The 24,431-nt window shown below is 42.2% G+C and carries 27 protein-coding genes and 1 riboswitch; of the genes, 21 read left to right on the forward strand and 6 right to left on the reverse strand.

The window, feature by feature from the left end:
- The first annotated feature begins 48 nt into the window (after positions 1 to 48).
- Positions 49 to 648: a superoxide dismutase SodA gene (gene sodA / locus AC0L13_RS07810; protein WP_473645601.1), complete on the forward strand. Its 600-nt coding sequence runs from the start codon at positions 49 to 51 to the stop codon at positions 646 to 648.
- Between the two features lie 108 nt (positions 649 to 756).
- On the forward strand, positions 757 to 2,973 hold the full coding sequence (locus AC0L13_RS07815) for a peptidoglycan D,D-transpeptidase FtsI family protein (RefSeq protein WP_473645603.1): 2,217 nt from the start codon (positions 757 to 759) through the stop codon (positions 2,971 to 2,973).
- A gap of 46 nt (positions 2,974 to 3,019) precedes the next feature.
- On the opposite strand, the gene AC0L13_RS07820 is transcribed toward AC0L13_RS07815, so the two are convergent.
- Together AC0L13_RS07820 and AC0L13_RS07825 are read right to left on the reverse strand one after the other, a co-directional pair.
- Positions 3,020 to 3,505: a hypothetical protein gene (locus tag AC0L13_RS07820; RefSeq protein ID WP_473645605.1), complete on the reverse strand. Its 486-nt coding sequence runs from the start codon at positions 3,503 to 3,505 to the stop codon at positions 3,020 to 3,022.
- A complete protein-coding gene (locus AC0L13_RS07825) occupies positions 3,502 to 3,858 on the reverse strand; it encodes a hypothetical protein (protein ID WP_473645607.1) in 357 nt (118 codons plus the stop codon). The genes AC0L13_RS07820 and AC0L13_RS07825 overlap by 4 nt, the downstream gene beginning before the upstream one ends.
- A gap of 171 nt (positions 3,859 to 4,029) precedes the next feature.
- On the opposite strand from AC0L13_RS07825, the gene rpmG reads away from it, so the two are divergent.
- The 5 genes from rpmG to AC0L13_RS07850 all read left to right on the forward strand — a co-directional run bounded on the left by rpmG (position 4,030) and on the right by AC0L13_RS07850 (position 8,219).
- Positions 4,030 to 4,179, forward strand: a complete 150-nt coding sequence (gene rpmG / locus AC0L13_RS07830; RefSeq protein ID WP_060210366.1) for a 50S ribosomal protein L33 — start codon at positions 4,030 to 4,032, stop codon at positions 4,177 to 4,179.
- A 62-nt stretch (positions 4,180 to 4,241) separates the two neighbouring features.
- Positions 4,242 to 4,823 carry a 5-formyltetrahydrofolate cyclo-ligase gene (locus tag AC0L13_RS07835; RefSeq protein ID WP_473645610.1) on the forward strand — a complete coding sequence of 194 codons (582 nt, stop codon included), beginning with the start codon at positions 4,242 to 4,244 and terminating at the stop codon, positions 4,821 to 4,823.
- Entirely contained in the window at positions 4,820 to 5,014 is a 195-nt protein-coding gene (locus AC0L13_RS07840) for a YqgQ family protein (RefSeq protein ID WP_473645612.1), read from the forward strand. Before AC0L13_RS07835 ends, AC0L13_RS07840 begins: the two co-directional genes overlap by 4 nt.
- Before the next feature lie 144 nt (positions 5,015 to 5,158).
- Positions 5,159 to 7,027 (forward strand): LTA synthase family protein, encoded by a 1,869-nt coding sequence (locus AC0L13_RS07845; RefSeq protein ID WP_473645614.1) that lies wholly within the window; start codon positions 5,159 to 5,161, stop codon positions 7,025 to 7,027.
- A gap of 91 nt (positions 7,028 to 7,118) precedes the next feature.
- Complete coding sequence (locus AC0L13_RS07850) at positions 7,119 to 8,219, forward strand: YqgU-like beta propeller domain-containing protein (protein ID WP_473645616.1); 1,101 nt, start codon at positions 7,119 to 7,121, stop codon at positions 8,217 to 8,219.
- Positions 8,220 to 8,271: 52 nt separating this feature from the next.
- On the opposite strand, the gene AC0L13_RS07855 is transcribed toward AC0L13_RS07850, so the two are convergent.
- Positions 8,272 to 8,451: a DUF2759 domain-containing protein gene (locus AC0L13_RS07855; RefSeq protein ID WP_440500685.1), complete on the reverse strand. Its 180-nt coding sequence runs from the start codon at positions 8,449 to 8,451 to the stop codon at positions 8,272 to 8,274.
- A 160-nt stretch (positions 8,452 to 8,611) separates the two neighbouring features.
- On the opposite strand from AC0L13_RS07855, the gene AC0L13_RS07860 reads away from it, so the two are divergent.
- Positions 8,612 to 9,250: an MBL fold metallo-hydrolase gene (locus AC0L13_RS07860; RefSeq protein ID WP_473645618.1), complete on the forward strand. Its 639-nt coding sequence runs from the start codon at positions 8,612 to 8,614 to the stop codon at positions 9,248 to 9,250.
- 42 nt (positions 9,251 to 9,292) lie between these two features.
- Here AC0L13_RS07860 and AC0L13_RS07865 read toward each other — a convergent pair whose 3' ends face one another.
- Positions 9,293 to 9,535: a DUF2626 family protein gene (locus AC0L13_RS07865; RefSeq protein WP_440500681.1), complete on the reverse strand. Its 243-nt coding sequence runs from the start codon at positions 9,533 to 9,535 to the stop codon at positions 9,293 to 9,295.
- 296 nt (positions 9,536 to 9,831) lie between these two features.
- On the opposite strand from AC0L13_RS07865, the gene comGA reads away from it, so the two are divergent.
- The 11 genes from comGA to gcvPB all read left to right on the forward strand — a co-directional run bounded on the left by comGA (position 9,832) and on the right by gcvPB (position 18,534).
- Positions 9,832 to 10,836 carry a competence type IV pilus ATPase ComGA gene (comGA, locus tag AC0L13_RS07870; protein WP_473645621.1) on the forward strand — a complete coding sequence of 335 codons (1,005 nt, stop codon included), beginning with the start codon at positions 9,832 to 9,834 and terminating at the stop codon, positions 10,834 to 10,836.
- Positions 10,829 to 11,884 (forward strand): competence type IV pilus assembly protein ComGB, encoded by a 1,056-nt coding sequence (comGB, locus tag AC0L13_RS07875; RefSeq protein ID WP_473645623.1) that lies wholly within the window; start codon positions 10,829 to 10,831, stop codon positions 11,882 to 11,884. Before comGA ends, comGB begins: the two co-directional genes overlap by 8 nt.
- Before the next feature lie 14 nt (positions 11,885 to 11,898).
- Positions 11,899 to 12,219 carry a competence type IV pilus major pilin ComGC gene (gene comGC / locus AC0L13_RS07880; RefSeq protein ID WP_473645625.1) on the forward strand — a complete coding sequence of 107 codons (321 nt, stop codon included), beginning with the start codon at positions 11,899 to 11,901 and terminating at the stop codon, positions 12,217 to 12,219.
- On the forward strand, positions 12,206 to 12,649 hold the full coding sequence (gene comGD / locus AC0L13_RS07885) for a competence type IV pilus minor pilin ComGD (RefSeq protein ID WP_473645628.1): 444 nt from the start codon (positions 12,206 to 12,208) through the stop codon (positions 12,647 to 12,649). Before comGC ends, comGD begins: the two co-directional genes overlap by 14 nt.
- Positions 12,639 to 12,941 (forward strand): hypothetical protein, encoded by a 303-nt coding sequence (locus AC0L13_RS07890; protein ID WP_473645630.1) that lies wholly within the window; start codon positions 12,639 to 12,641, stop codon positions 12,939 to 12,941. The genes comGD and AC0L13_RS07890 overlap by 11 nt, the downstream gene beginning before the upstream one ends.
- Positions 12,926 to 13,375 carry a competence type IV pilus minor pilin ComGF gene (gene comGF / locus AC0L13_RS07895; RefSeq protein ID WP_473645632.1) on the forward strand — a complete coding sequence of 150 codons (450 nt, stop codon included), beginning with the start codon at positions 12,926 to 12,928 and terminating at the stop codon, positions 13,373 to 13,375. The genes AC0L13_RS07890 and comGF overlap by 16 nt, the downstream gene beginning before the upstream one ends.
- The gene (locus tag AC0L13_RS07900; RefSeq protein ID WP_473645634.1) at positions 13,356 to 13,535 is read left to right on the forward strand and encodes a hypothetical protein; all 180 of its coding nucleotides are present in this window, start codon (positions 13,356 to 13,358) and stop codon (positions 13,533 to 13,535) included. Before comGF ends, AC0L13_RS07900 begins: the two co-directional genes overlap by 20 nt.
- 3 nt (positions 13,536 to 13,538) lie before the next feature.
- Positions 13,539 to 14,051: a shikimate kinase gene (locus AC0L13_RS07905; protein WP_473645636.1), complete on the forward strand. Its 513-nt coding sequence runs from the start codon at positions 13,539 to 13,541 to the stop codon at positions 14,049 to 14,051.
- Positions 14,052 to 14,236: 185 nt separating this feature from the next.
- A riboswitch (glycine riboswitch) is annotated at positions 14,237 to 14,329 on the forward strand.
- Positions 14,330 to 14,593: 264 nt separating this feature from the next.
- Positions 14,594 to 15,691: a glycine cleavage system aminomethyltransferase GcvT gene (gene gcvT / locus AC0L13_RS07910; RefSeq protein WP_473645639.1), complete on the forward strand. Its 1,098-nt coding sequence runs from the start codon at positions 14,594 to 14,596 to the stop codon at positions 15,689 to 15,691.
- Between the two features lie 25 nt (positions 15,692 to 15,716).
- On the forward strand, positions 15,717 to 17,063 hold the full coding sequence (gcvPA, locus tag AC0L13_RS07915; RefSeq protein WP_473645641.1) for an aminomethyl-transferring glycine dehydrogenase subunit GcvPA: 1,347 nt from the start codon (positions 15,717 to 15,719) through the stop codon (positions 17,061 to 17,063).
- On the forward strand, positions 17,056 to 18,534 hold the full coding sequence (gene gcvPB / locus AC0L13_RS07920) for an aminomethyl-transferring glycine dehydrogenase subunit GcvPB (RefSeq protein ID WP_473645644.1): 1,479 nt from the start codon (positions 17,056 to 17,058) through the stop codon (positions 18,532 to 18,534). Before gcvPA ends, gcvPB begins: the two co-directional genes overlap by 8 nt.
- Positions 18,535 to 18,585: 51 nt before the next feature.
- Here gcvPB and AC0L13_RS07925 read toward each other — a convergent pair whose 3' ends face one another.
- Together AC0L13_RS07925 and AC0L13_RS07930 are read right to left on the reverse strand one after the other, a co-directional pair.
- Positions 18,586 to 19,854 (reverse strand): AAA family ATPase, encoded by a 1,269-nt coding sequence (locus tag AC0L13_RS07925; RefSeq protein ID WP_473645646.1) that lies wholly within the window; start codon positions 19,852 to 19,854, stop codon positions 18,586 to 18,588.
- 69 nt (positions 19,855 to 19,923) lie between these two features.
- On the reverse strand, positions 19,924 to 20,241 hold the full coding sequence (locus AC0L13_RS07930; protein ID WP_440500705.1) for a rhodanese-like domain-containing protein: 318 nt from the start codon (positions 20,239 to 20,241) through the stop codon (positions 19,924 to 19,926).
- 133 nt (positions 20,242 to 20,374) lie between these two features.
- Between AC0L13_RS07930 and AC0L13_RS07935 the strand changes: the two genes are divergently transcribed.
- Positions 20,375 to 21,244: a lipoate--protein ligase family protein gene (locus AC0L13_RS07935; protein WP_473645649.1), complete on the forward strand. Its 870-nt coding sequence runs from the start codon at positions 20,375 to 20,377 to the stop codon at positions 21,242 to 21,244.
- A 173-nt stretch (positions 21,245 to 21,417) separates the two neighbouring features.
- Positions 21,418 to 23,979, forward strand: coding sequence for a vitamin B12-dependent ribonucleotide reductase (locus tag AC0L13_RS07940; RefSeq protein ID WP_473645651.1), 2,562 nt, complete (start codon positions 21,418 to 21,420; stop codon positions 23,977 to 23,979).
- Positions 23,980 to 24,431: the final 452 nt, after the last annotated feature.

Genomic DNA, 24,431 nt, shown 5'->3' on the forward strand with positions numbered 1-24,431 from the left:
GTTTATTGTGTAGGATAAATTATGAATCAAATGAGGAGGAATGGACAAATGGCTTATAAATTACCAGAACTACCATACGCATACGATGCACTCGAGCCACACATCGACAAAGAAACGATGAACATCCATCACACGAAACATCACAATACTTATGTGACTAACGTGAATAATGCATTGGAAGGGCACGAAGATTTGGCATCCAAATCTGTTGAAGAGCTTATTTCCAATCTGGATGCGGTTCCTGAAAACATCCGTACGGCTGTCCGTAATAACGGCGGCGGTCATGCAAACCACACATTCTTCTGGAATATTCTTTCACCAAACGGTGGCGGAAACCCAACTGGAGAACTTGCAGAAGCTATCGACAAGAAGTTTGGCAGCTTTGATGCATTCAAAGAAGAGTTTGCGAAAGCAGCTGCAACTCGTTTCGGTTCAGGCTGGGCTTGGCTTGTTTCCAATAACGGCGAACTTGAAATCATGTCGACTCCTAACCAAGATTCTCCATTGATGGAAGGAAAAACTCCTATTCTTGGACTTGACGTTTGGGAGCATGCATACTATTTGAACTACCAAAACAGACGTCCTGATTACGTTTCTGCTTTCTGGAACGTAGTAAACTGGGATGAAGTCGCTAAAAACTTCGGTTAATAATCCAGAGAAATGCAACCAAGCATATATCCTGTTCGTCAGGATATATGCTTTTTATGTTTAGAATGCTATAATTCAATCTGTACTAATAACGTAAGGGGAATACATATGAAAAAGCCGATGCGCAAAGTGGACCAAGCAAAAATCCGTCAACGGAAACATATCGCCTTCAGGATGAACCTATTATTCTTTTCAATTTTCATCCTGTTTTCCTTGCTCATTTTCCGGCTTGGGTACTTGCAGATCGTCAAAGGCGAAGAGTATACGAGAGAATTGGAGAAGAAAGAGGAAATTGCAGTCAATACGAGTGTTCCTCGGGGCAGGATCTATGATCGAACTGGTAAGGTCCTTGTCGATAATAAACCTATGAACGCCATAACGTATACGAAAACTACTTCCACGACTTCACAGGAAATGTTGGAAATTGCAGAAGAACTTTCAGAATTGATTCACCAGGATACGAAAAGGGTGACGATAGGGGATAAGCGCGATTTCTGGATATTATTGAATCCCGATGAAGCCGAAGCAAAAGTTAGCAAAAAGGAATTGGAGAACATTAACGAGAGCGGCACTTTATCCAAACAGGATATTCAACGCGAAGTGACTCGTTTGACACGTGAACGGATTACGGATGAAGAGCTAAATTCCTTCACGGATCACGAACTTGAAGTGTTGGCCATCTATCGGGAAATGATGTCAGGCTATGCTTACTCTCCGCAGATCATTAAAAGTGGAAATGTTACCGAAGAGGAGTTCGCAGCCGTCTCGGAACGGTTGAGTGATTTTGAAGGGGTCAATACGACGACGGACTGGGAGCGTGTGAAATTCTCGGACAGTACGATTCTTGGGACGATGACAAGTTCTGTCGAAGGGATTCCGCGAAGCCATCTCGATTATTATTTAGCAAGGGATTATTCAAGGAATGACCGAATTGGTCGGAGCTATTTCGAACAGTATTATGAAGAACTGTTAAGAGGACAGAAAACAATCGTGAAAAACGTGAAGGATCGGACTGGCCGCGTCATTGAAACGAAGACAGTCAGAGAAGGGGAGCCGGGCAGGGACCTTGTACTATCAATGGATAGTGAGTTGCAGGAATCAATGGAGGAACTTCTTTCAGAGAAGCTTCTTGAGATGAAGAAAGACTCTCGATCTGGATTATTGGACAGGGCCTTCCTTGTCATGATGGATCCGAATAACGGAGAGTTGCTTTCATTGGTAGGTAAACGAGTAGTAAAAGATGAGGATTCTGGCAAATGGGAAGTTCGCGACTATGCTTACGGCACGTTTACATCCGCCTATGAAGTCGGTTCCACTGTCAAAGTGGCAACAGTTTTGGCAGGTTATAGCGAAGGGGTTCTTTCGGTCGGTGAAGTAAAAATCGACGAACCGATGAATATTGCCGGTTTACCTAAAAGATCCCTGTTCAATCAGAACGGTCGGGTAGCTGTTGACGATATAACAGCGCTCGGCAGGTCTTCTAACGTTTATATGTTTAAAATCGCCATTTCGTTAGGAAATGGAGTATACAGACCTTATAAGGCCCTTCCAATTGATATCGCCGGTTTTGATAGACTGCGCAACGCGTATGCCTCATTCGGCTTAGGGGTGAAAACGGGAATCGATTTGCCTGGAGAATATACAGGTGTCACAGGAACGGATACGCGTTCCGGTAAACTGCTTGACTTTGCAATTGGACAATTCGATACGTATACTCCGTTGCAACTTGCTCAGTACGTCTCGACGGTTGCCAACGGTGGATACAGAGTTGCACCGAAAGTGTTGAAGGAAATTAGAGAACCTTCGATAGATGGAGAAACGTTTGGCGCTTTATTGCAGGAAACGGAAGTGAAAGTGCTCAATCGGATCAATAATACGGAAAAAGAGATTGAACAAGTTAAAAAGGGTATGCATTATACGTATTACGGCCCTCATGGAACAGCCCCAAAGAGTCTAATGAGCGGAGCTTCCTATACGGCTGCCGGGAAAACCGGTACTGCCCAATCCTACTATTATGGGGATGACCGCAGTAAATATGGGATGGCTTCTGTTAACTTGACACATGTCGGATTTGCACCCGCAGAAAACCCGGAAGTAGCATATGCTGTTGTCATTCCATATGCTTCGACGGATCGAGGCAATTACCGCACTCAAAGCACGGCTATGACGGAGATTGTCCGAACGGCTCTAGATACTTATTTTGATTTGAAGGAAGAGCGGGCAAAGACTAATGATCAAGAAACAACAGATCAAAAAATAGACCGCCGATTTGAAAAAGAGAAAGAGAAAGAGAAAGAAAAAGAGAAGGAAATGAAAGAGAAATGAGAAAAGCTGCCACAACGCAAAGTTTGCGTAGGGCAGCTTTTTTTATTTATTTCGTATTTGTAATAATGCGGGCAATTGTATCAAGATCCATCGTTGTGTCAACTTCATGCACGCCGATTTGAATACGGCCTGCCAAGCTATTGTCAATCAGGTATTGTTCCAGTTCCTTGGCGCTGCCGATAATCCCGGCCTGCTCAAGGTTGTCAGCTACAGATTTCGATGTCGACCCGGCTTCAATCGTCAAGATTACTTTAGTAATCTGCTTCGAAGTTGTTTCGCTATTAGGATTTGATTCTGGCTTTTCCTTACTGGCATTCGAGTCTTGGCTGTCAGCATCTTCTGTTTTAGGGGAAGATAATGTTTGGGCGACAGCTAATTCTTGTTTCACCTTATCTAACTCGGCTTGCAGCTCGTCCAACTGGATTTTGTACTGTTCGGAATCAGTTTGTTCGTGGTCGGTGTATGTGAAATAGAGGATTCCTACTGCAATGATGCAGCCTATTCCCGCACTCCTTAGAACATCCTTTATCATAAGGTTACCCCCCGGGACTTCAGTACGTCGACGACTTCCTCGTCAGATAGGGAAGAGCGTTTCGCTATTTCCGGAATTGAATAACCTTGCGCTTTTAAGGAGAGGATTTGATTGATGATGATTTCGTGTACCGGCTTCGATTTCCGACGCTGTTCGTTTGCGATCGGTCCAACACTGATCATCAATTCCTCTTCAATTGCTTTCAAACGTTTTTTCAATTGATTCGTTTCCTGATGAAGGCTGATTGAAATGTTTTCAATCTCCTCTTCATTTTTACGTTTTGAATTTCCGATGAAGAATGAAAGGATGATGCAAATAATACCTATGCATAGTAAAATTAATTCAATATCCAATATGGTACAACCTCCGGGAATAGATTACTTTGTTCCCATAGTATCATATGCATCTTCTGAATGTAATTTGAAACTTTCTTCTTTACATACCCGTGTGATATGATACAATTGAAAAGTCGTATAAATCATGCTCATATTAATTTATTTTGCCAATGAGTGGGAGGGACAACAATGCGCGTAAATATTACACTTGCTTGCACAGAATGTGGAGAGCGTAATTATATTACAAAGAAAAACAAGCGTAACAATCCGGAACGTCTTGAAATGAAAAAATATTGCTCACGTGAAAAGAAACAAACTTTGCACCGTGAAACGAAATAATCGCTCATGCCAAAACTCTTCACGGGTTTTGGTTTTTTATTTCAGAATGGGGGAATACTTGAATGAGTAAATTGTCCAAACGAAAACAGATGATAACAATCATGAAAGATATGAATCATTCTGAACATGCAAGTCTGTCTGCAGCAATTTTAGAACGGCTTTATGCGTGTGATGAGTACACGTCTGCCCAGACGATAGGAGTTACAATATCACGCTTCCCCGAAGTGGATACGATTGCGTTAATTGAATCTGCATGGAATGCAGGGAAACGTATCGCTGTGCCAAAATGCATACCCGATACGAGGGAAATGGATTTTAGGCTCATCAATTCATTCGATGATCTTGAAACGGTTTATATGGATTTAAAGGAACCGGCTGTCGAACGGACGATTTCCGTTGACAAACGCCAAATCGACCTTCAAATTGTACCTGGTGTCGTATTTTCCGAAGAAGGGTTCAGAATCGGTTTTGGTGGAGGATATTATGATCGCTATTTGACTAACTACGATGGAAATCGGGTATCTTTGGCTTTAGACATCCAGACTTCAAAAGAAGTACCTATTGAAGAACATGATATTCCAGTCAATAAGATTATTACTGAGAAAAGAGTCATACAATGTCGGGAAATACGTGATGCCAAATGAGGGATTTCTTTGATGTCCTGCAACTTCTTAAACGTTTCGGCATTTTTATATATACAGGGAACCAAAAAACAGATATCGAAATGATGATGTCTGAAGTGAAAGAGCTATACGAAAATGGCTTAATAATGCAAGAAGATTACTTGCCAGCTCTACTTATATTAAAAAGTGAGTTGGGCAAAAGGGCTGATTAGAGGTATACTCAACTCATAACCTTTTCACAATTTTTTTGCGGAAAATGAAACTTTTTTATCTCTCATCCGTCTATTAAGTAGTGCATGTACAGGTGATAGGGTGCATTTACATTTGAGGTTTCACTTATGAAAGGAAGATAAAGAATGAAAAGAGTAACTTGGCCCAAGCATTCCGTACTCGTCATTGCAATTATCGCAACATGGCTAACAACGTATATAGGCTATATCACTAGCTTTAATATGAAGATCGATAATATGATGCAGGAATTCATTCTGTTCATGAACCCACTCAGTTTTCTATTATTCATATACGGTATGGCCTTATTCATGAAGAGTACGAAACGTCGTAACATCTATATATTTTCAATCAGTTTAATAACATCGATTATTATGTTCAGCAACGCGGTATTCTATCGATTTTTTAGTGATTTCATCACGTTGCCGGTATTATTCCAAACAAGTAATTTTGGCGATTTGTCATCTTCCATCGGTGCGAACATCCGTCCATGGGATATTTTATTCTTCGCCGACGTCATTATCATTGCATTAGCTATTAAATTCATCCCTGCAGCGGAAAGCTCTGTAAGCCAACGAAGCATTGGCCGTAAGCTATATTTTGTAGTAGCTGCAACGGTGCTGATGGTCAATTTAGGATTATCCGAAGCACAGCGTCCGCAGCTGCTCACACGAAGCTTTGACAGGGAATTGCTCGTGAAAAATATCGGGACATACAATTATCATATTTATGACTTGTTCATCCAATCGAAAACGCATGCGCAACGTGCGCTTGCCGATGGCAGTGAACTTACCGAGGTAGCCAACTATATTAATGCGAATTATGCAGAACCAGATCCCAAAATGTTCGGAGTTGCGGAGGGACGCAACGTAATCTTCGTATCTTTGGAATCCTTGCAAAACTTCGTTATCAACAATGAGATGAACGGCCATGAAATTACGCCATTCCTCAATGAATTGACAAATGATCCAGATACATTTTATTTCGATAACTTCTATCATCAAACTGGGTTAGGGAAAACTTCTGACTCGGAATTCATTATGGAAAACTCACTATACGGTCGAAATGGCGGGGCTGTCTTTTTCACAAACAGTGGAAATACATTCAACTCCATGTCGGAAAGACTAGGCGAGAATGGATACTTCACGAGTGTCATGCACGCCAACAACAAAAGCTTCTGGAACCGGGATATTATGTATCAAGCTCTAGGTATCGAGAAATTTTATGATGTTGAAAGTTATGAGATCGGAGAAGGGCAAGCGGTCAACTGGGGAATGAAAGATATTCCGTTTTTTGAGCAGTCCGTGGAATTAATGAAAACTATGCCTCAACCGTTTTCAACAAGAATGATCACATTGACGAACCACCATCCATTTGATTTGGATGAAGAAGATATGATCATTCCGCCATATGATTCCAATTCGAAAACATTGAATAAGTACTTCCAAACAGCCCGCTATATGGATGAAGCCATTAAAATCTTCTTCGAAGACTTGAAGAAAAGCGGTTTATATGACAATTCTATAATTGTCATGTACGGAGACCACTATGGTATTTCGGAAAATCATAATAAGGCGATGAGCATGTATTTGGATAAAGAAATCACTCCTTTGGATAATGTCGAATTACAAAAAGTGCCGATGTTCATTCACATTCCAGGTTACGGAAAAGGAGAAACGATTGACGAGCTTTCCGGCCAATTGGATATTAGACCAACTGTCTTGCATTTACTAGGCATCAGTACGAAAGAAGACATGCAAATGGGTGCGGACATATTCTCTCCGGATCACGAACCGTTTGTTATTTTTAGAGACGGACGCTTAGTTACCGAAGACTATATTTACGCTCATGAAGTTTGCTATGATATCGAAACTGGAGAAGCAACCGATGCTCAAGCGTGTGAGCCGTATATAGACCGCGCTACAACGGAACTTGGCTACTCCGATTTGATTATCAATGGAGACTTGCTAAGGTTTACAGATAAAGAAGAGGAATAAGCCTATTTTGGCGAAAACGACTAAGTTCTGCACGGGTTCGTTTACCGTGCAGAATTTTTTTGAAAGAAAGATGGAAGGAGGGGATTGCGTGATGAAAAGAATAATAGGTTGGCTTTTGGTGTTCATTATCATCTTGTCTGGGTGTTCGAAGAAAAGCGAACCACCAGCAGAGGAACCTAATTTGGAAGAACCTTCAGATGTTGTCGAAGAGCCAGTTGAGTCGCCAACTCCCCATGTTTTTGAAGCGGATCCTTCCAGCTTTCATTTCATAGCAGATTGGCTTACTGATACTCAAATTCTATACGTTGTGAAAAATAACGGTGTATATAAAGTGAATTATTTTGACATCGAAACGGGAGAAACTGGGCTGGTATATGAGGATGCGTCATTCATTATTGATGTCCTTGTCCACCCTTCCCGTGATTATTTATTAGTACATACGAGCGATCATCCAAACTCCGCAGTCATTAAAATCGTTGGAATGAATGGGACGGTGGAGCATCAGGTGGAAATCGATTCGACGGAGCTATCGATCGAATGGAATCGTGAAAATCCAGAGAAAATATTATTCACTGCTTTCCATGAAGATTGGTCCTTTGATCTTTTTACTTTTGATGGAAGTGATGATAGTCTTTCCGTCGTTGAATTAGATGATCCGTTTCCAAGGTGGGCCAATGATAATAAAATTTTGAGCATGTTGTTCGAAGACCATCCGCTCGATGGTGGGGATATACAGATGTTTCAGTTGGATACAGAGGAAGTTGAGACGACTGGCATTGGAAATGTGATTTATTTTGATGTGTTTGATGACGCTATCGGCGTTGTACAAACCATTGACCCGGATGTTTTTACATATACGATCAGAAACTTAGACGGTGAGGTAATTTCGGGATGGACGTTGCCGGCGGTCAGCAATTACTCGGAGTGGGTAGTCCCAGCAATTGAATGGCTTGATGAGAATCGACTGATTGTAAAAGGGGCAGATAAGAGCGGCCAACTGGATGAATTAGGTGCAAGGTTTAATTTGTATCGGTTTGATAAAGGAAGTCCCGAACTACTAGTAGAAGGGTTGGACGAGGGGCCGTTAAAATGTTCTCCTTCCGGGCAATATTGTTTAAATGGATATACATCGGAAGAGCTCATTGACGTGAAAGTGAAGGAAACGTTTAAGTGGATTGAATTTGATAACTAAAAAACATCCCCTGCAATTCAATGCAAGGGATGTTTTTCAAAACAAATACTAATCAGTGAAGAGTAGGTGGGTATCCTTGGAAGACAATCGTCGCGATTGTAAAACCGCCGAATATAACGGCAGCTCCAAGATTGAACAAAATGCTCAGCACATTACGCTCTTTGAAAGCTTGTACAGTACCGATAACAGCGAAGATTGCAACGAGTCCGAAAATAACCATTAAGATGTTCATGTGGAAGACACTCCTTTCAATAGAGAAAAAATGAATGCCGATTTAGCAATATTCCTCTTCTATTGTACTGTTTGCTCAACATTTTGTCGAGGTTTATAAGTGACGATTGTTTGAAATCCGGTTGTAAGTTCATTACTATCAAAAGTAGGAGGTGTGAAAAATGTTAGAAATACGTACATATCCACTAGGTCCAGTTCAAACAAATTGCTATTTACTTCTCAATGATAAAGGGGAGTGTTTAGTAATCGATCCGGGAGAAGAAGGAGACCGTGTAATAACAGAAATCGAAAAATTGAATGTCAAACCGCTTGCAATTTTTTTGACGCACGCTCATTTCGATCATATTGGTGCGGTTGACCAAGTAAGAAATCATTTTGGCATCCCTGTTTATATTCACGAAACGGAACAGGAGTGGCTTAAGAATCCCGACTTGAACGGTTCTTCTAGATATCCAGGTTTGCCTCTTGTGAAAAATGAAGCTGCGGATCATTTTCTTCAGGAAGGCGAATTACAAATTGGGTCATTCCAATTGGAAGTTCGCCATACACCGGGTCATTCTCCAGGAAGTGTATCATTCATATTCAACGATGCGGAAGTAGCTATTGTAGGGGATACGCTTTTTAGGGAAAGTATAGGGAGGACGGATCTTCCAGGGGGAGATACGAAGACGTTGCTTCAATCGATTCATGAGAAATTATTAACTTTGGATGATGAATTCGTCGTCTATCCTGGCCACGGCCCTTCGACAACTCCTGGAGAAGAAAAAGATATGAATCCGTTTTTAAATGGCTTCTCTTAAGAAGAAAAAACAGCCGCATTGGCTGTTTTTTCTTTTGGACGATTAGTGACCTGCACCTGGTACGTGAATGAATGTCGCATAATAGCTGAATCCTACCATGAAAATCATAAGGTAAGCTCCAAACATGTACATATACATACGCTCTGTAAGATTCAAATATCCAAGCAACAGGAAGAAAATAGTGCTCGCGATCATGATAACGGAAGCTGTCATCATGTCACCGACGAAAAACATTACAGCGAAAATGCCAGTCCAAAAACCGCATAGCTTGAACATGTTATCCATAAGTGCGTCCCTCCTTAACGTAAAACAATACAATGATCTCTTATTCATTATAATGGATAGCAACTCGAAAAGTAAACTCCTATCAAGTTGACATTGTGACAAATACATGTTGATCAAACATATTTGTACTTCGCAAAATTTACTTTTGGACCGAAAAGGCTGTTTAAAATTCAAATTTGAAGCGAAACCGGCGCTTGAAATTTGAATTCACCTAGAAGTATTCCTTTTTCGATTTGTTCAACGTATACTCGTTTTAAGGTGAAAAGCGGTCTTTCACCGTGAAAGAGGGGTGTTCAATGGAAAATCGTGACAATATCGTTGAGAAAAAGTGTTTTGACCTTTTGGAGCGAGCGATTGCCAATGAGGCGACAGACATCCACTTCGTTCCAATGCACGATCGTTATGACATTTCTTTTAAAAAGAATTCAAGACTGGAACGGTCCGGCACATTTCCCCCACAGTTAGCCGCCCGTATGATCTCCTTTTTCAAATTTCTCTCCTCGTTAGATATTAGTGATAAACGAAAACCACAAAGCGGTTCATTTCATAAAAAAATGCAAAATGAAAACTATTCGTTCCGCGTTTCAACTATTCCCTCTATCCAAATGAAAGAAAGTCTTGTCATCCGTATTCAAAGGCATGACCAAATTGTCCCTCTTGATGAGCTCTGTATCGATCCCGTCTGGGAAAAACAGCTCCGGCGTGCTGCTGAAGAACAGCAAGGATTAATTCTGCTGACCGGTCCAACTGGAAGTGGAAAAACGACGACTATTTATTCCCTTACCGCACATTGCGTCAATCATCAAAGGCATGTGATCACTCTTGAAGATCCTGTCGAAAACAATCATTCGCATCTTCTGCAAATACAAGTGAATGAACGATCCGGCATGACATATGCAGCAGGGTTGAAAGCAATTTTAAGACATTCCCCTGACGTCATTATGATCGGTGAGATAAGAGATGCCGAAACTGCAAGGACCGCAGTGGCGGCAGCGTTGACAGGACATTTAGTTTTGTCGACCGTCCATTCAAAAGATCCAGAGGGATGTTTTTATAGAATGATGGATTTTGGAATCAGTCCAGAAGAACTGAGGCAAACAATCGTATGCATATCTGCCCAGCGTCTCATCCGGAAAAAAGATGGCGACGTTGGAGCGGTATTTGAAATTGTCCAAGGCGATTTATTAGATGCGATGGCAAATGGGATCGTTTCGGAAAAACGTGTAACTGTGCCAAAAGAAATGACAATCGATGCAGTCGTGAAAAAATACAGTTTGAAAAAAGAGACTTCCAATGGATAAAGAGAGAAAATCGGTTTTTATTCGATCGGCGTATAGTATTGATAATCGTCCTGCATTTTTAAGTAGACTTTCGGTTCTTATGCAAGAAGGCTACACATTCCATGATGGTTTGGTACTTCTAATGCCACACCATTCTAAGCATTTCAATGAACTGCTAGAACAGATAGAAATGGATTTTAAAGCGGGTCTTGGAGTATCGGATATTCTTAGGAGACTTGGGTTTTCTTCAAGTATCTTGTTGCCTGTCATCATCGCGGAAGTGAATGGAAGATTGGCGGATGCATTAATGGGAATGGCAGATAGAATGAAGAAATCGGAAGAAAGAAAAAGGAAGCTGCGAAATCTCTTACTCTATCCTTTCGTTCTTTTTTCGTTCTTAGCTATATTTCTATTAGTTTTTAAAAGCTATTTCCTACCTAACTTACAAGCAATGGTAGTGACGAGGAACGAGGCGGCAGACAGTATCGTTTCTCTGCTTCCTTTACTCGTTTCGAGAATTCCTGATGTATTGATTGGAAGCGGAGTTTTATTTATCGTAACAGCGGCAATTGGTATTTTCATTTACCGTAGATTGCCGTCGGATAGAAGAATCCGTTTCCTCATGACTATTCCTGTTATTAAATCATTATTTACGAAATTGATCACTCGTGACTTTGCAAGTGAAATTGGCAGTCTTCTTCAGTCGGGACTAGCTATTCAAGACGCCCTTCAAGTATTGGTGGAGCAAAAAGTGAATCCGATCCTAAGTGAAGTCGCTTTGTCGATTAAAAGACATGTCATATACGGTGAAAGTTTCGAAATGGCCATTCAATTGACGGTTGGCCTTCGCGAGGAGTTAAGCGCTTATGCGAAGCATGGGTCTGACACAGGACATCTGGCAAAGGAACTTCTTCTGTTCGGAGAAAACCTTCATGAGATGATTGAAGAGGAATTAGGAAAGTGGCTTGCGTTGCTACAGCCTATCTTGTTTGTAATTTTGTCCATCTGCATTTTGGCAGCTTATTTAGCTTTGTTGCTGCCGGTTTACAGCATGTTTGATAATTTATGAGGAGGAGGAAGGCATTGAAAGTGGTTAAGGAAGAAGATGGGTTCACATTGATTGAAATGATGATTGTTTTACTGATTATATCTGTTTTGGTGATTATTGCTATTCCGAACGTGACAAAGCATTCAAAGTCAATAGATGAAAAGGGGTGCCAGGCATTTGTGAAAATGGCACAAGGTCAGGTAGAGGCATATAAGATGGAGCATCATATCGTTCCAACAATTGAAATGTTGACGGCCGAAGACTATTTGCCAGAAGGTGCAAAATGTCCGGATGGCACTGATATTTCAATTGAAAATGGAATTGTGAGAGCACTCAGCGAAAATGAAGTCGACTAATGAAAACGGGTTCACTTTTCTCGAAATGCTTCTAGTGTTAAGTATCGTCGGCGTTCTCACAGCTGTCATCCTACCTATTGGGGATCGTTGGATTACAAAACAGAGCGAAGAAGAAGCTTTGTATACATTTATCGCGACAATTCATCATGCACAAGCATATGCCATCGCAAACGAAACGTATACGGCAATCAAGTTTCGTAATTCTGGGAAAACCTATAGTTTATATGCACCTAGTTCGGTGACATATTCCACCATTGATTTTCCTGGAGATATGCATTGGGTAAGTGGCGGCAATAGAATCAGTACGGTAGAATTTCATCCGAACGGGCATATTATCAATCCTGGGACGATCATTCTTCGAACTTCGACAGGGGACAAGCGATTAACATTGCAATTACAGTATGGGAGGGTGCTCGTCTATGAAGAATGAAAAAGGGTATTCTTGGCCGGAGTCGATTTTATCCCTCGTCATACTGACAGTCATTTTCGGAACGCTGTTGCCGCTTTATTCACATATGTCTACGCGTTTAGAAATGAAGAAATTGGGCATGCATGCTGCAGAATCCGCTTACCACGGTTCCATACTCCATCAGGGATACGGTCTGATGGCGGGGGAAAATCAAATAGATAAAACTATATACCGATGGTCGGTTGAGGGTGAAGGAATCTGTGTAAGTTATCAATTCATTGAACGGGAATACGAAAAATGCATAGGTATCTGAAAAAACGTAATGAGATGGGTTATTCTTTTCTAGAAGCCTTGTTTCAATTAGTGATCATGGGAATCTTTCTGCAGTTTGTTGTCCTGTTCTTTTATTGGAAAACTCCGATAGAGCGTCAGTTGCAAGACTATTACACGACCGAATGGGAAATGTTTGCAATCGATTTGCAAGCATTGCTAGTTAATGTTGAAGATTTTAAAGTTCTAATGGGAGATAGGTCTATTTCGTTCACGAACGAAAGAGGGAAAATTGAAGTTGGTCAAAATAATTATGTCATTCGTAAAAAGACGAATTCCGCAGGTCATATTCCTTTATTCACAAATGTTGCAAGTGTGGTTTTTACCCAGGACGGACACGAACTTAACGTTGAAGTGACAATGCTTGATGGAAGTAAGAGGGAAAGGAGATTTGCAATTGGGATTCGTCAGGAATGAAAAAGGAACCATTTTAGCCGCTTCGTTAATTTTACTATTTCTCGTCAGCCTCTTTCTCTTTACTATCGTTTCATGGCATACTAATCTATACAGAACATTCGATTCAATCGAATTCCATTATGAGAAAGAAACAACAAAGTTGATGAGGCAAGGCGGGTAAAATATGAAAAAAGTATACTTGGTCGGTTTCATGGGAAGCGGAAAAAGCGCAATTGGCAAGCGGCTCGGGACGCTGTTGGATTTGCCTTTTTACGATATGGATACTGAAATTTCCAATCAGACAGGCATGACAATCCCTCAAATTTTCGAAACATATGGCGAGGAAGGGTTCAGGGAAATGGAAACGGAGTTCTTGCGCAACTTCCATGACGAGTTTTGTATCATTGCAACCGGCGGTGGTGTTGCGATGAGGGAGGAGAACAGGAAGATTATGAAAAGGACAGGTCTTGTCTTTTATTTAAATTCCACATTCCGTGATATTTGGCGTAGGATATCGACTGACATAAACAGACCGATTGTTCAGCGTTCCTCTAGACATGAATTGGAGAGGCTATTTCATAATAGGAAGCCCCTTTATTTGCAATGTGCCCACTTTAAAGTCGAAACCACAAACAGGACATTAAGTGAGATTACACAGTATATTGCTTCCCAGATTACGAGATTGAAAAAAGGATGACACAGTCCTGAAATATCTGATGATTTAAATACGAACGATATACTATTCGTAAGAAGTTATCGTTCGTAAAATGAATAATACTTGAAAAAGGATTGCGCTTGCAAAAGTGAAATGTTAAGATATAAGGCGAAAGGGCAGTTATTTGTCCGAATTTTAATCATTTTATTTTTAATTGCATATGGCGGATGATTGGATGGGGAGAGCACGCATTAGGCGTCGCCGAAGGAGCAAGTAACGAAAGTTATGAATCTCTCAGGCAAAAAGACTCATTCATGACGCGTCTCTGGAGAGTGCCGGATTTGTCGGCCACCAAAGAGGAAAGCCGCAAGGTCAAACTTTCAGGTACACGGACAGAGGTTCTCTTATTCAAGGGGACTTCTGTCTTTTTTTATCCCGCATTAACTGGCTGTAAGACACCCCTTTTAAAAAAATAAGCGGTAGAAAACAGCCAGTAAATGCCCGATTGGTTCAACTAACAATCAGCGGAAAATCGCCACTGATTGAAGTTTCACTTTATCATTCATTTCAAGGGGGATATGGCTTTGACGGAAACTTTGAAACGTACCGCACTCTTTGATAGTTATCAACAGTACGGTGGAAAGACGATTGATTTCGGAGGTTGGGAATTGCCTGTTCAGTTTTCAAGCATTAAAGCTGAACATGAAGCTGTCAGAACGAAAGCAGGCCTATTTGATGTATCGCATATGGGTGAGGTTTTTGTTTCAGGTGAAGATGCACTTTCTTTCCTGCAAGGATTAGTTACAAATGATGTTTCTAAATTGAAGGATGGTCAAGCGCAATATACCGCAATGTGCTATGAGAATGGCGGCACGGTAGATGACCTGCTCATCTACAAAAGAAAAGAGAATGATTATCTGCTAGTTGTCAACGCCTCCAACATTAAAAAGGATGTTGAATGGATGAGACAGCATGCAAGCGGAGATGTCAACATCGAGGATCGTTCAGACGAATTTGGTTTACTTGCATTGCAAGGCCCGAAAGCACAAGAGGTATTGCAAAAATTGACGTCCGAGCCATTGGATGAAATCAAATTTTTCCGTTTCAAAGATAATGTCGATATTGCAGGCCATCAGGTCCTCGTTTCCCGTACAGGATATACCGGGGAAGATGGTTTCGAGATTTACGGATCGCCGCAGTCAATCGTCGCTCTTTGGCCAGCTATTTTGGAAGCCGGAGAAGAGGAAGGAGTTGTGCCAGCAGGTTTAGGGGCTCGTGATACTCTTCGTTTTGAAGCTGGATTACCGCTCTACGGCCAGGAGTTGTCGAAAGATATCTCGCCGCTTGAAGCAAGGCTGGGATTCGTGGTGAAGCTGAATAAAGAAGCGGATTTCGTAGGGAAAGAAGTACTTGCTGCACAAAAGGAGAACGGCGTTTCAAGGAAGCTTGTCGGTCTTGAAATGATTGATAAAGGAATTCCGCGGACTGGTTATAAAGTGTTCATTGGTGAAGAAGAAATTGGTGAAGTCACTACTGGAACGCAATCTCCTACGTTAAAAAAGAATATCGGGTTCGCACTTCTTGCAACTGAACATACGGCAGAAGGAACTAATGTGGAAGTGGAGATTCGCGGGAAACGATTGAAAGCAGTACTGATTGCAACACCTTTCTATAAACGATAAATGAATGAAGAGGAGACATGTTGACATGAAGCATCGTTATATCCCTATGACGGAAACAGATCGTGAAGAAATGCTATCGGCGATCGGAATTGCGACGGTTGATGAACTATTTGAAGATATTCCCGAAAAAGTCCGTTTTAAAGGTGAATTGAATATTAAACCAGCGAAATCGGAGTCTGCATTGACGAAGGAGCTTGCACAACTTGCAGCGAAAAACGCGGATGCGCGTACATATGCATCTTTCCTTGGAGCGGGTGTGTATGATCATTACAAACCGATCATCGTTGATCATGTCATTTCGCGTTCTGAATTCTATACAGCCTATACACCTTACCAACCAGAAATTTCGCAAGGGGAATTGCAAGCGATTTTCGAATTCCAAACAATGATCTGCGAATTGACGGGCATGGACATTGCCAACTCATCCATGTACGACGGTGGTACTGCACTAGCGGAGGCAGGGACTATGGCAGCAGGTCATACACGTCGCACGAAAATCCTCGTTTCCGAAGCGGTCCATCCGGAAGCGCGAGACGTAGTGGCGTCCTATGCAGCAGGTCAATTTATTGACGTTGTCACAATCCCTCAGAAAAATGGTGTGACGGATGTGGCTTCGCTCGAGGAGTTGCTCGATGATAATACTGCAGCAGTTCTTGTCCAATACCCGAACTTTTTCGGTCAAGTGGAAGACATCCAAAAAATCGGAGAAATCACACATGATAAAGGCGGCTTGCTAGTCGTTTCAGCGAATCCGCTTGCGCTAGGTATATTGACGCCACCGGGCAAATTGGGTGCGGATATCACAGTTGGAGATGCACAACCGTTCGGTATATCGGAACAGTTCGGCGGACCGCATTGCGGATACTTTGCAACTACGAAAAAGTTGATGAGAAAAATGCCGGGCAGATTGGTAGGGGAAACTACTGACGGCGAAGGCAGGCGCGGATACGTACTGACACTTCAAGCACGTGAGCAGCACATCCGACGCGATAAAGCGACATCTAATATTTGTTCGAATCAGGCACTAAATGCTCTTGCAGCTTCAGTTGCGATGACTGCACTAGGAAAAGTTGGCACAAAGGAAATTGCATACCAAAATATCGCGAAAACCGCTTATGCGAAAAGTGCATTCGAAAAAGCTGGGTTCGAAGTGAAATATGGCGGAGTGCATTTCAATGAAATAGTTGTGGCTCTTAAGAAGCCGGTCAAAGAAGTGAATGCGAAGCTTCTTGATAAAGGAATCATCGGCGGATATGATCTTGAATTGACGTATCCTGAGCTGTCCAACCATGCATTGATTGCCGTTACTGAACAGCGTACGAAAGAAGAAATCGATGCACTTGTGCAGGAAATGGAGGCCCTTCATGCATAAAGATAACCAACCGCTCATTTTTGAAATTACAAAAGCAGGCCGGATCGGCTATAGCTTGCCTGAGCTCGATGTTCCTGAAATCGATCTTTCAAGCCATTTGCCGGAAGGTCTTCTCAGAGAGGAATCACCTGAGCTTCCCGAAGTTTCCGAGCTTGATATTATGCGTCATTATACAGCTCTATCCAATCGAAACCACGGTGTTGACACCGGCTTCTACCCACTTGGATCATGTACGATGAAGTATAATCCAAAAATCAATGAAGCAGTTGCAAGATTCCCAGGGTTTGCGAACATCCATCCGTTGCAAGATGAATCAACTGTCCAAGGCGCAATGGAAATCATGTATGATCTTCAAGAACATCTGTCCGAAATTACTGGAATGGATGAAGTGACGCTCCAACCAGCTGCAGGTGCACATGGAGAATGGACGGCACTAATGATGATTCGTGCGTTCCATGAAGCAAACGGGGAATCTCACCGTACGAAGGTACTTGTCCCGGATTCGGCGCATGGTACAAACCCTGCATCCGCCACGGTAGCTGGCTTTGATACAGTTACTGTTAAATCAAATGAATTTGGCCTTGTCGATATCGATGATTTGAAATCGAAGGTCGGATCGGATACAGCTGCCCTCATGCTTACGAATCCGAATACGTTAGGTCTCTTTGAAGAAGAAATTCTTGAAATGGCTGAGATTGTACACGGTGTAGGCGGAAAATTGTATTATGATGGTGCAAACTTGAATGCCGTCATGGCAAAAGCACGACCAGGAGACATGGGCTTCGATGCGGTCCACTTGAACTTGCATAAGACGTTCACTGGTCCTCATGGCGGCGGCGGTCCAGGCTCAGGTCCTGTTGGCGTTACGAAGGAATTGGCTCCATTCTTGCCGAAGCCGGTCCTTGTCAAAGAGGATGATCGTTATACATTCGAATATGACGTTCCTCAATCAATCGGGCGCGTCAAGCCGTTCTATGGCAACTTTGGCATCTATTTACGTGCGTACACATATATCCGATCCATGGGTCCGGATGGCTTGAAAGCTGTCACGGAGAATGCGGTATTAAATGCAAACTATATGATGCGCAAACTGGAGCCTTATTTCGACCTGCCTTACAAGCAACACTGTAAGCATGAGTTCGTATTATCGGGCCGTCGCCAGAAAAAATTGGGCGTACGGACATTGGATATGGCGAAACGACTGCTTGACTTCGGCTTCCATCCGCCAACGATCTATTTCCCTCTGAACGTTGAAGAGGCGATCATGATTGAGCCGACGGAGACGGAATCGAAGGAGACGCTTGATTCCTTCATCGATAAAATGATTCAGATCGCGAAAGAAGCTGAAGAGAATCCGGAAATCGTACAAGAAGCGCCTCATACGACGGTCATCAATCGTCTTGATGAGACAAAAGCAGCACGCCAACCGGTACTTCGATATACTAAAGAGGAAGATCTTGTGGAGGCGTAATAATATAAATGAAGGAGAGTCCCGGATTGGGGCTCTCCTTTTTTAGGTTAATTATGAAAAACCGATGGAACCATTTTGTTCCCAGTCACCTTTTGTCGACCGGCGATGTTGTTTCTGAAGCTCTTCGATTCTACGCTCATAGACAATTTTACCGTCGTAATGATATCCCATCGCCACTGACATATATAATTCGTTTAATTGAGAAATGGACAATCCCTTTGTTTTGACGGCCATTTCATCGAGTTGGTCATCATTGAAAAGCTTCTTAATATCAAGTTGTTTTAAATAAGCTCTCCTCATTTCCAAGTTTGGAGAAGGTATTTCATAAGTGCTGTCAAAACGTCCAGCTCGATTGATTAGCGCCGGATCAATCCGCTCAGGGTAATTGGTCGTCCCGATGATGAAAAGACCATCTCGTACTCGTGCACCGTCTAACGTATTCAAAAATGTGCTGCGTGTATGCTCAGGCATCGAGTCGATATCTTCGATGACAAGGATAGCTGGGGCCATTCTCGCGACTGTGCTAAATACTTCTTCAACAGAATAGCTGCCCGTATGTTCTGTAATTTGCCAGTAAATCACAGGAGCTGTCGTGGTACCGGTGATGGAACGAACGAGAGTTGTTTTTCCATTTCCTGGGGCACCATGCAATAAAATCCCGCGCTTATAAGGAAGCCCATATTCTTTGTAAAAGGTTCCATCGTTATTGAAAAACTCATCAACAGAACGATAAATATCTTTTTTTATCGTATCTTCGAGAAAAACATCGTCTCTGTCGACTGTATATTCATGTTCGAAACTCTTTTTAGTTACACCACTCTCAGTATCGACCAAATAAGTGATCGTCTGTTTCATCTGTTCCCGCTGCAAGTGGTTCACAGACTCTATGAAGTGAAGCACTTTTTCAGATGAGGGGGAGAAAATATGGTGTTCCGGCCAAGTTGAACCGCTATCAACGTAATAGACCATTTGTGTAAAGGCGATATCGTATTCCGGAAAATAGAACAGCTGATTTTCGATAGTTTCGGAAACGCGCAATTCAAACAATCGATCTGATTCCGTCTTCTCCACTTTCCCGGATGGCCGTGTGCCATAAAGATAACCGAGTGATTCGAATTGTAATTTTCCTTTTTTCATTAATTCATCAATAACAGATGCCGCGTGCGAAATAAGTTCTTCGGCTTGGATGATTTTCCAATGCTGTTCATTTCGATTATTTAATGTATCAATGATTTTCCGGATGACGAAAGCGTAATTTTCATAATTAGAATGAGCATTGTTAAATATTTCATCTACTGGTAATAAAGTTGGTTTATCCATATATGGCTCCTATTCAAGATGATATAGAAAAAGTTCCTCCAATGGAAGAACTTAAACTTGAGCTTATCGTTATTTACTTTTCACTTTTCCTGTCCACGTACGGAATCCGCCTTGCAGTTGGTACAATTGAGTATAGTCCCGTTTTTTCAAAAATAAAGCTGCTCGGGAGCTCTTGCCTCCATTTTGATCGTAAAGATAGACTGGCTTGTCCGGACGGATTTCTTTAAAACGTTGACGGAATTGTGAGTATGGAATGTTACGAGCGCCTAATATGTGACCCGCTTCAAATTCTTTCGGTTCACGCACATCAATCAACTGCACTTTTCTATAACCTTCGATAAATTGCTCTTGTGTTAAATTTGTAACAGCTTTTTTGACACGAAACATCGTTATAACAAAATACAAAATGATCGCGAGTATTACCGCTCCAAGAATAATATAATCCACAACCGATTTTCCCCTTTCTTTCTATAGTTCCATTATAAAGAATGAGTAGCACTTGTTCAATGGGAATGATAAAATGATATGCATTGCAGGTAAGGGGGTAAATGATTTGGAGAAGACAGTTTGGAGTTTTCTTAATTCAGGAAAATGCTCACCATCATATAATATGGCGCTAGATGAAGCGTTGTTGGAATGGCATAGCAGGGGAGAAATTGGTCCAGTGCTGCGTTTTTATGAATGGGAGCCGGCAACATTATCGATCGGCTATTTTCAACGTGTTGAAAAAGAAATCGATTTGGATGCTGTCGAGAAGAACGGACTCGGATTCGTACGCCGCCCGACTGGTGGAAGAGGCGTCCTGCACGAACATGAACTTACATATAGCGTTATCGTAACAGAAGAATACCCTGGAATGCCGGAAACTGTAACAGAAGCTTATCGGGTCATTTCCGGAGGACTATTAGAAGGCTTCCGAAACCTTGGGTTGCATGCAGAATTTTCTTTGCCGGCGACGAAGGAACAGAATGATAATTTGAGAAGGCCGAAAAGCGCTGTTTGTTTCGATGCGCCAAGCTGGTATGAACTTGTTGTTGAAGGTAAAAAGGTTGCTGGCAGTGCTCAAACCCGGCAAAAAGGTGTCATTTTGCAGCATGGAGCTATTCTGTTAAGTTTGGATGAAGATAAGTTGGTATCTTTGTTCAAGTTCGATTCTGAAGAAAGCAGAGAGCGTATGCGTAAAAGTTTGCCTGAAAAAGCAGTTGCTATTGATCGGTTGACAGAACGGGACATTTCTATGGAAGAATGCGTCAAAGCATTCGCCGAAGGGTTCGAAACAGCTTTGGATATCGTTCTTAAGCCAATGGAACTAACGGAAGAACAACAACTTTTTGTAAAAGAGATTGAAGAGAAAAAATATGCGAATAAAGACTGGACCTTTAGAAAGTAACTTATGGACCTTTTGTTCTATTTTTCAATGAAAATCATGTTAGTAAAGCCGTTTGGGTAAATATGTAAAAATCTATGTTCTTGAATGATGTTTCAAGATATAGTAGATTAGGTAATGTACATAATACAACATGTTGTGTTTGGTTATAACGATTACAGAGGGAGGATGCAAGGATGGTCATAGTTTCAAAAGGGCAAACGCCGAAATTGGACAAGCATCAATTGAATGCGGATATTGCGAAATTTCCACAAGTGCACCCGATTACGGAAGATATGAAAATCGTTCATAACGGAGTTTCTCGCCTTGTCATGATCGATCGCTATTCATTTAAGGATACTGAAAAGAAAACTTTGAAGGTTGGGGACTTTGTTGTCCTAACGGTTAAGGAGGATCCAAAGTTCCCGGCTCGCGGGCTAGGATTCATTCAATCTCTTGATAGTAAGAATGGGAAAGCGGATGTTTGGATCGAACCGGAATACCGTACTTCAATCGATAATCCTGAAGAGCAGGAAAATGGGGTCGTTACAAGGCCGCTTGAAGTGATTGAAAAACCGCTTGAAGTGTTTTATGAGCAGATTGCCAAAAGGAATGCGACCGGTCTTGCCCTTGTAGAAGAGACAGAAGAGAAACGCGAGGAGTCATTCAGCCGTTTCTACAATCAATTATCTAATTTGAATTTTATCCCGGCAGGCCGGGTTTTATATGGTGCAGGTTCCGAAACAGAAGTGACATTTTTCAATTGTTACGTAATGCCGTTTGTCCCGGATTCTCGGGAAGGGATTTCGGATCATCGAAAACAAGTCATGGAAATTATGAGCCGCGGCGGTGGAGTTGGAACGAACGGATCAACATTACGACCGCGAAACACACTTGCGAGAGGCGTCAACGGAAAATCGTCCGGTTCGGTATCATGGCTTGATGATATAGCGAAATTGACTCATCTTGTCGAGCAAGGCGGTTCGAGACGCGGAGCCCAGATGATCATGCTGGCGGACTGGCATCCTGACATTTGCGAGTTCATCATTTCGAAAATGCAGAATCCAAGGATTCTACGTTATCTTCTTGAACATACAGAAGACGAAATGATCAAGAAGCTTGCAAATGAAAAACTGAAATTCAAACCACTTACTGCGCAAGAGGAAGCGATGTACCAAGGAATCCTCAACTATCGCACAATACCGGGCATGGGTGGTTTCAACGAAGCGATATTGAAAGACGCAGAGACGAAACTACGTGACGGAGGAACATATTCTGTACACAATCCAGAGTTCCTTACAGGCGCGAACATTTCCGTCACTTTGACAGATGACTTCATGAAAGCTGTCGAGCAAGACGCCGATTATGAGCTCCGTTTCCCGGCAGTTGAAAAATACTCACCTGAAGAAATGGCGGCTTATAATGAAGAGTGGCATAAAGTTGGTGATGTGCGCGAATGGGAGCGTCTAGGTTATGAGGTTCGAGTTTACCGGACGATCAAAGCTCGTGCACTATGGGATCTCATTAATATTTGTGCAACTTACTCCGCAGAGCCAGGCATTTTCTTTATCGACAATGCGAATAGCGAAACGAACGCCAAAGCATACGGCCAGCAAGTCGTAGCGACAAACCCGTGTGGTGAACAACCATTAGCACCATATTCGGTTTGTAACCTTGCTGCTGTAAACCTTGCTGAGTTTGCGGATAAAGAAACAAAAACAGTGAACTACGAAAAATTGAAAGAAACAGTTCGTGTCGGCGTCCGCATGCAGGACAATGTCATCGATGCGACACCTTATTTCCTTGAGGAAAATAAAGTACAAGCCCTCGGAGAACGCCGTGTAGGACTTGGCGTCATGGGTCTTGCCGATCTCCTGATCTATTGTGAAAAAGAATACGGCTCAGAAGAAGGCAACGAACTTGTCGACAAAGTATTCGAAGCGATTGCGACAACTGCTTACCGCGAATCAATCGAGCTCGCAAAAGAGAAGGGAAGCTTCCCATTCCTTATCGGAAATACCGAGGAAGAAACGAAAGCGCTTCGGGAGGCGTATATTAACACAGGCTACATGAAAAAAATGCCGGAAGATATCCGTGAAGCTATTTTGGAACACGGTATTAGAAATTCTCATCTACTAACTGTTGCTCCGACGGGATCTACTGGAACAATGGTAGGAGTTTCCACTGGATTGGAACCATACTTTTCCTTTACTTATTACCGCAGCGGACGTCTTGGGAAATTCATCGAAGTCAAAGCGGGCATCGTAGAGGAATACTTACAACGTAATCCTGAAGCTGATTCTGACAATTTGCCAGAATGGTTCATTTCATCGATGAGCTTAGCGCCAGAAGCGCATGCAGACGTACAATGCATCATTCAGCGCTGGATCGACAGCTCGATCTCCAAGACGGTCAATGCTCCACGTGGCTATACAGTAGAGCAGGTAGAAAGCGTCTACGAGCGTCTTTATAAAGGCGGAGCGAAAGGCGGCACTGTGTATGTTGACGGTAGCCGTGACTCACAAGTGCTCACGCTGAAAGCCGAAGAGAACGAAATGGACTCTAATTATGTAGAAGAGACAGTTGAACAACGAAAAGTAGTACTCGTTAATACGATTCAAGACTTGCGTTCGACCAACGTTACAATCGGTTCTGAAGTCGGCGACACATGCCCTGTATGTAGACAAGGGACTGTGGAAGAAATGGGCGGATGCAACACATGCACGAACTGTAATGCGCAATTGAAATGTGGTTTATAATTAAATAATGGCCTGTTCTATAAGTCAATAAAATAAAACAGGCGAAGAAAAACAATTGTTTTTCTTCGCCTGTTTTTTTCTATCTTCTTATGATACTTAAAACAATCGTTTGAGATATTTGGTCCAATAAAAAGGGTAGTGAATTCGTTCTAATTTCGAAAGCGGGCCAGTAGGCTTTGGTTGGTTGCAGATTTTAAAAACCAAAAAGCAGGAAATATAAACTACTGCAAACGAACACGATTATCATTGAAATTATAAGCATCCTGTTAATTGATTGGAGTGGAAGCCGGCGACTCCTTGGGGAACAGCGTGACACGTGAGACCCCGCAGGGGAGCGAAGCGGATCGAGGAGGCTCACCGCACGCCCCCAGGAAAGCGTTTGGCTGGAACGTAAATCAACTGCCCATGTATTTAGTAAAAATCTTTAATAGAGCCAATAAAAAAAGGAAGTG

The sequence above is a fragment of the Sporosarcina sp. QA0331 genome (genome assembly GCF_055808055.1).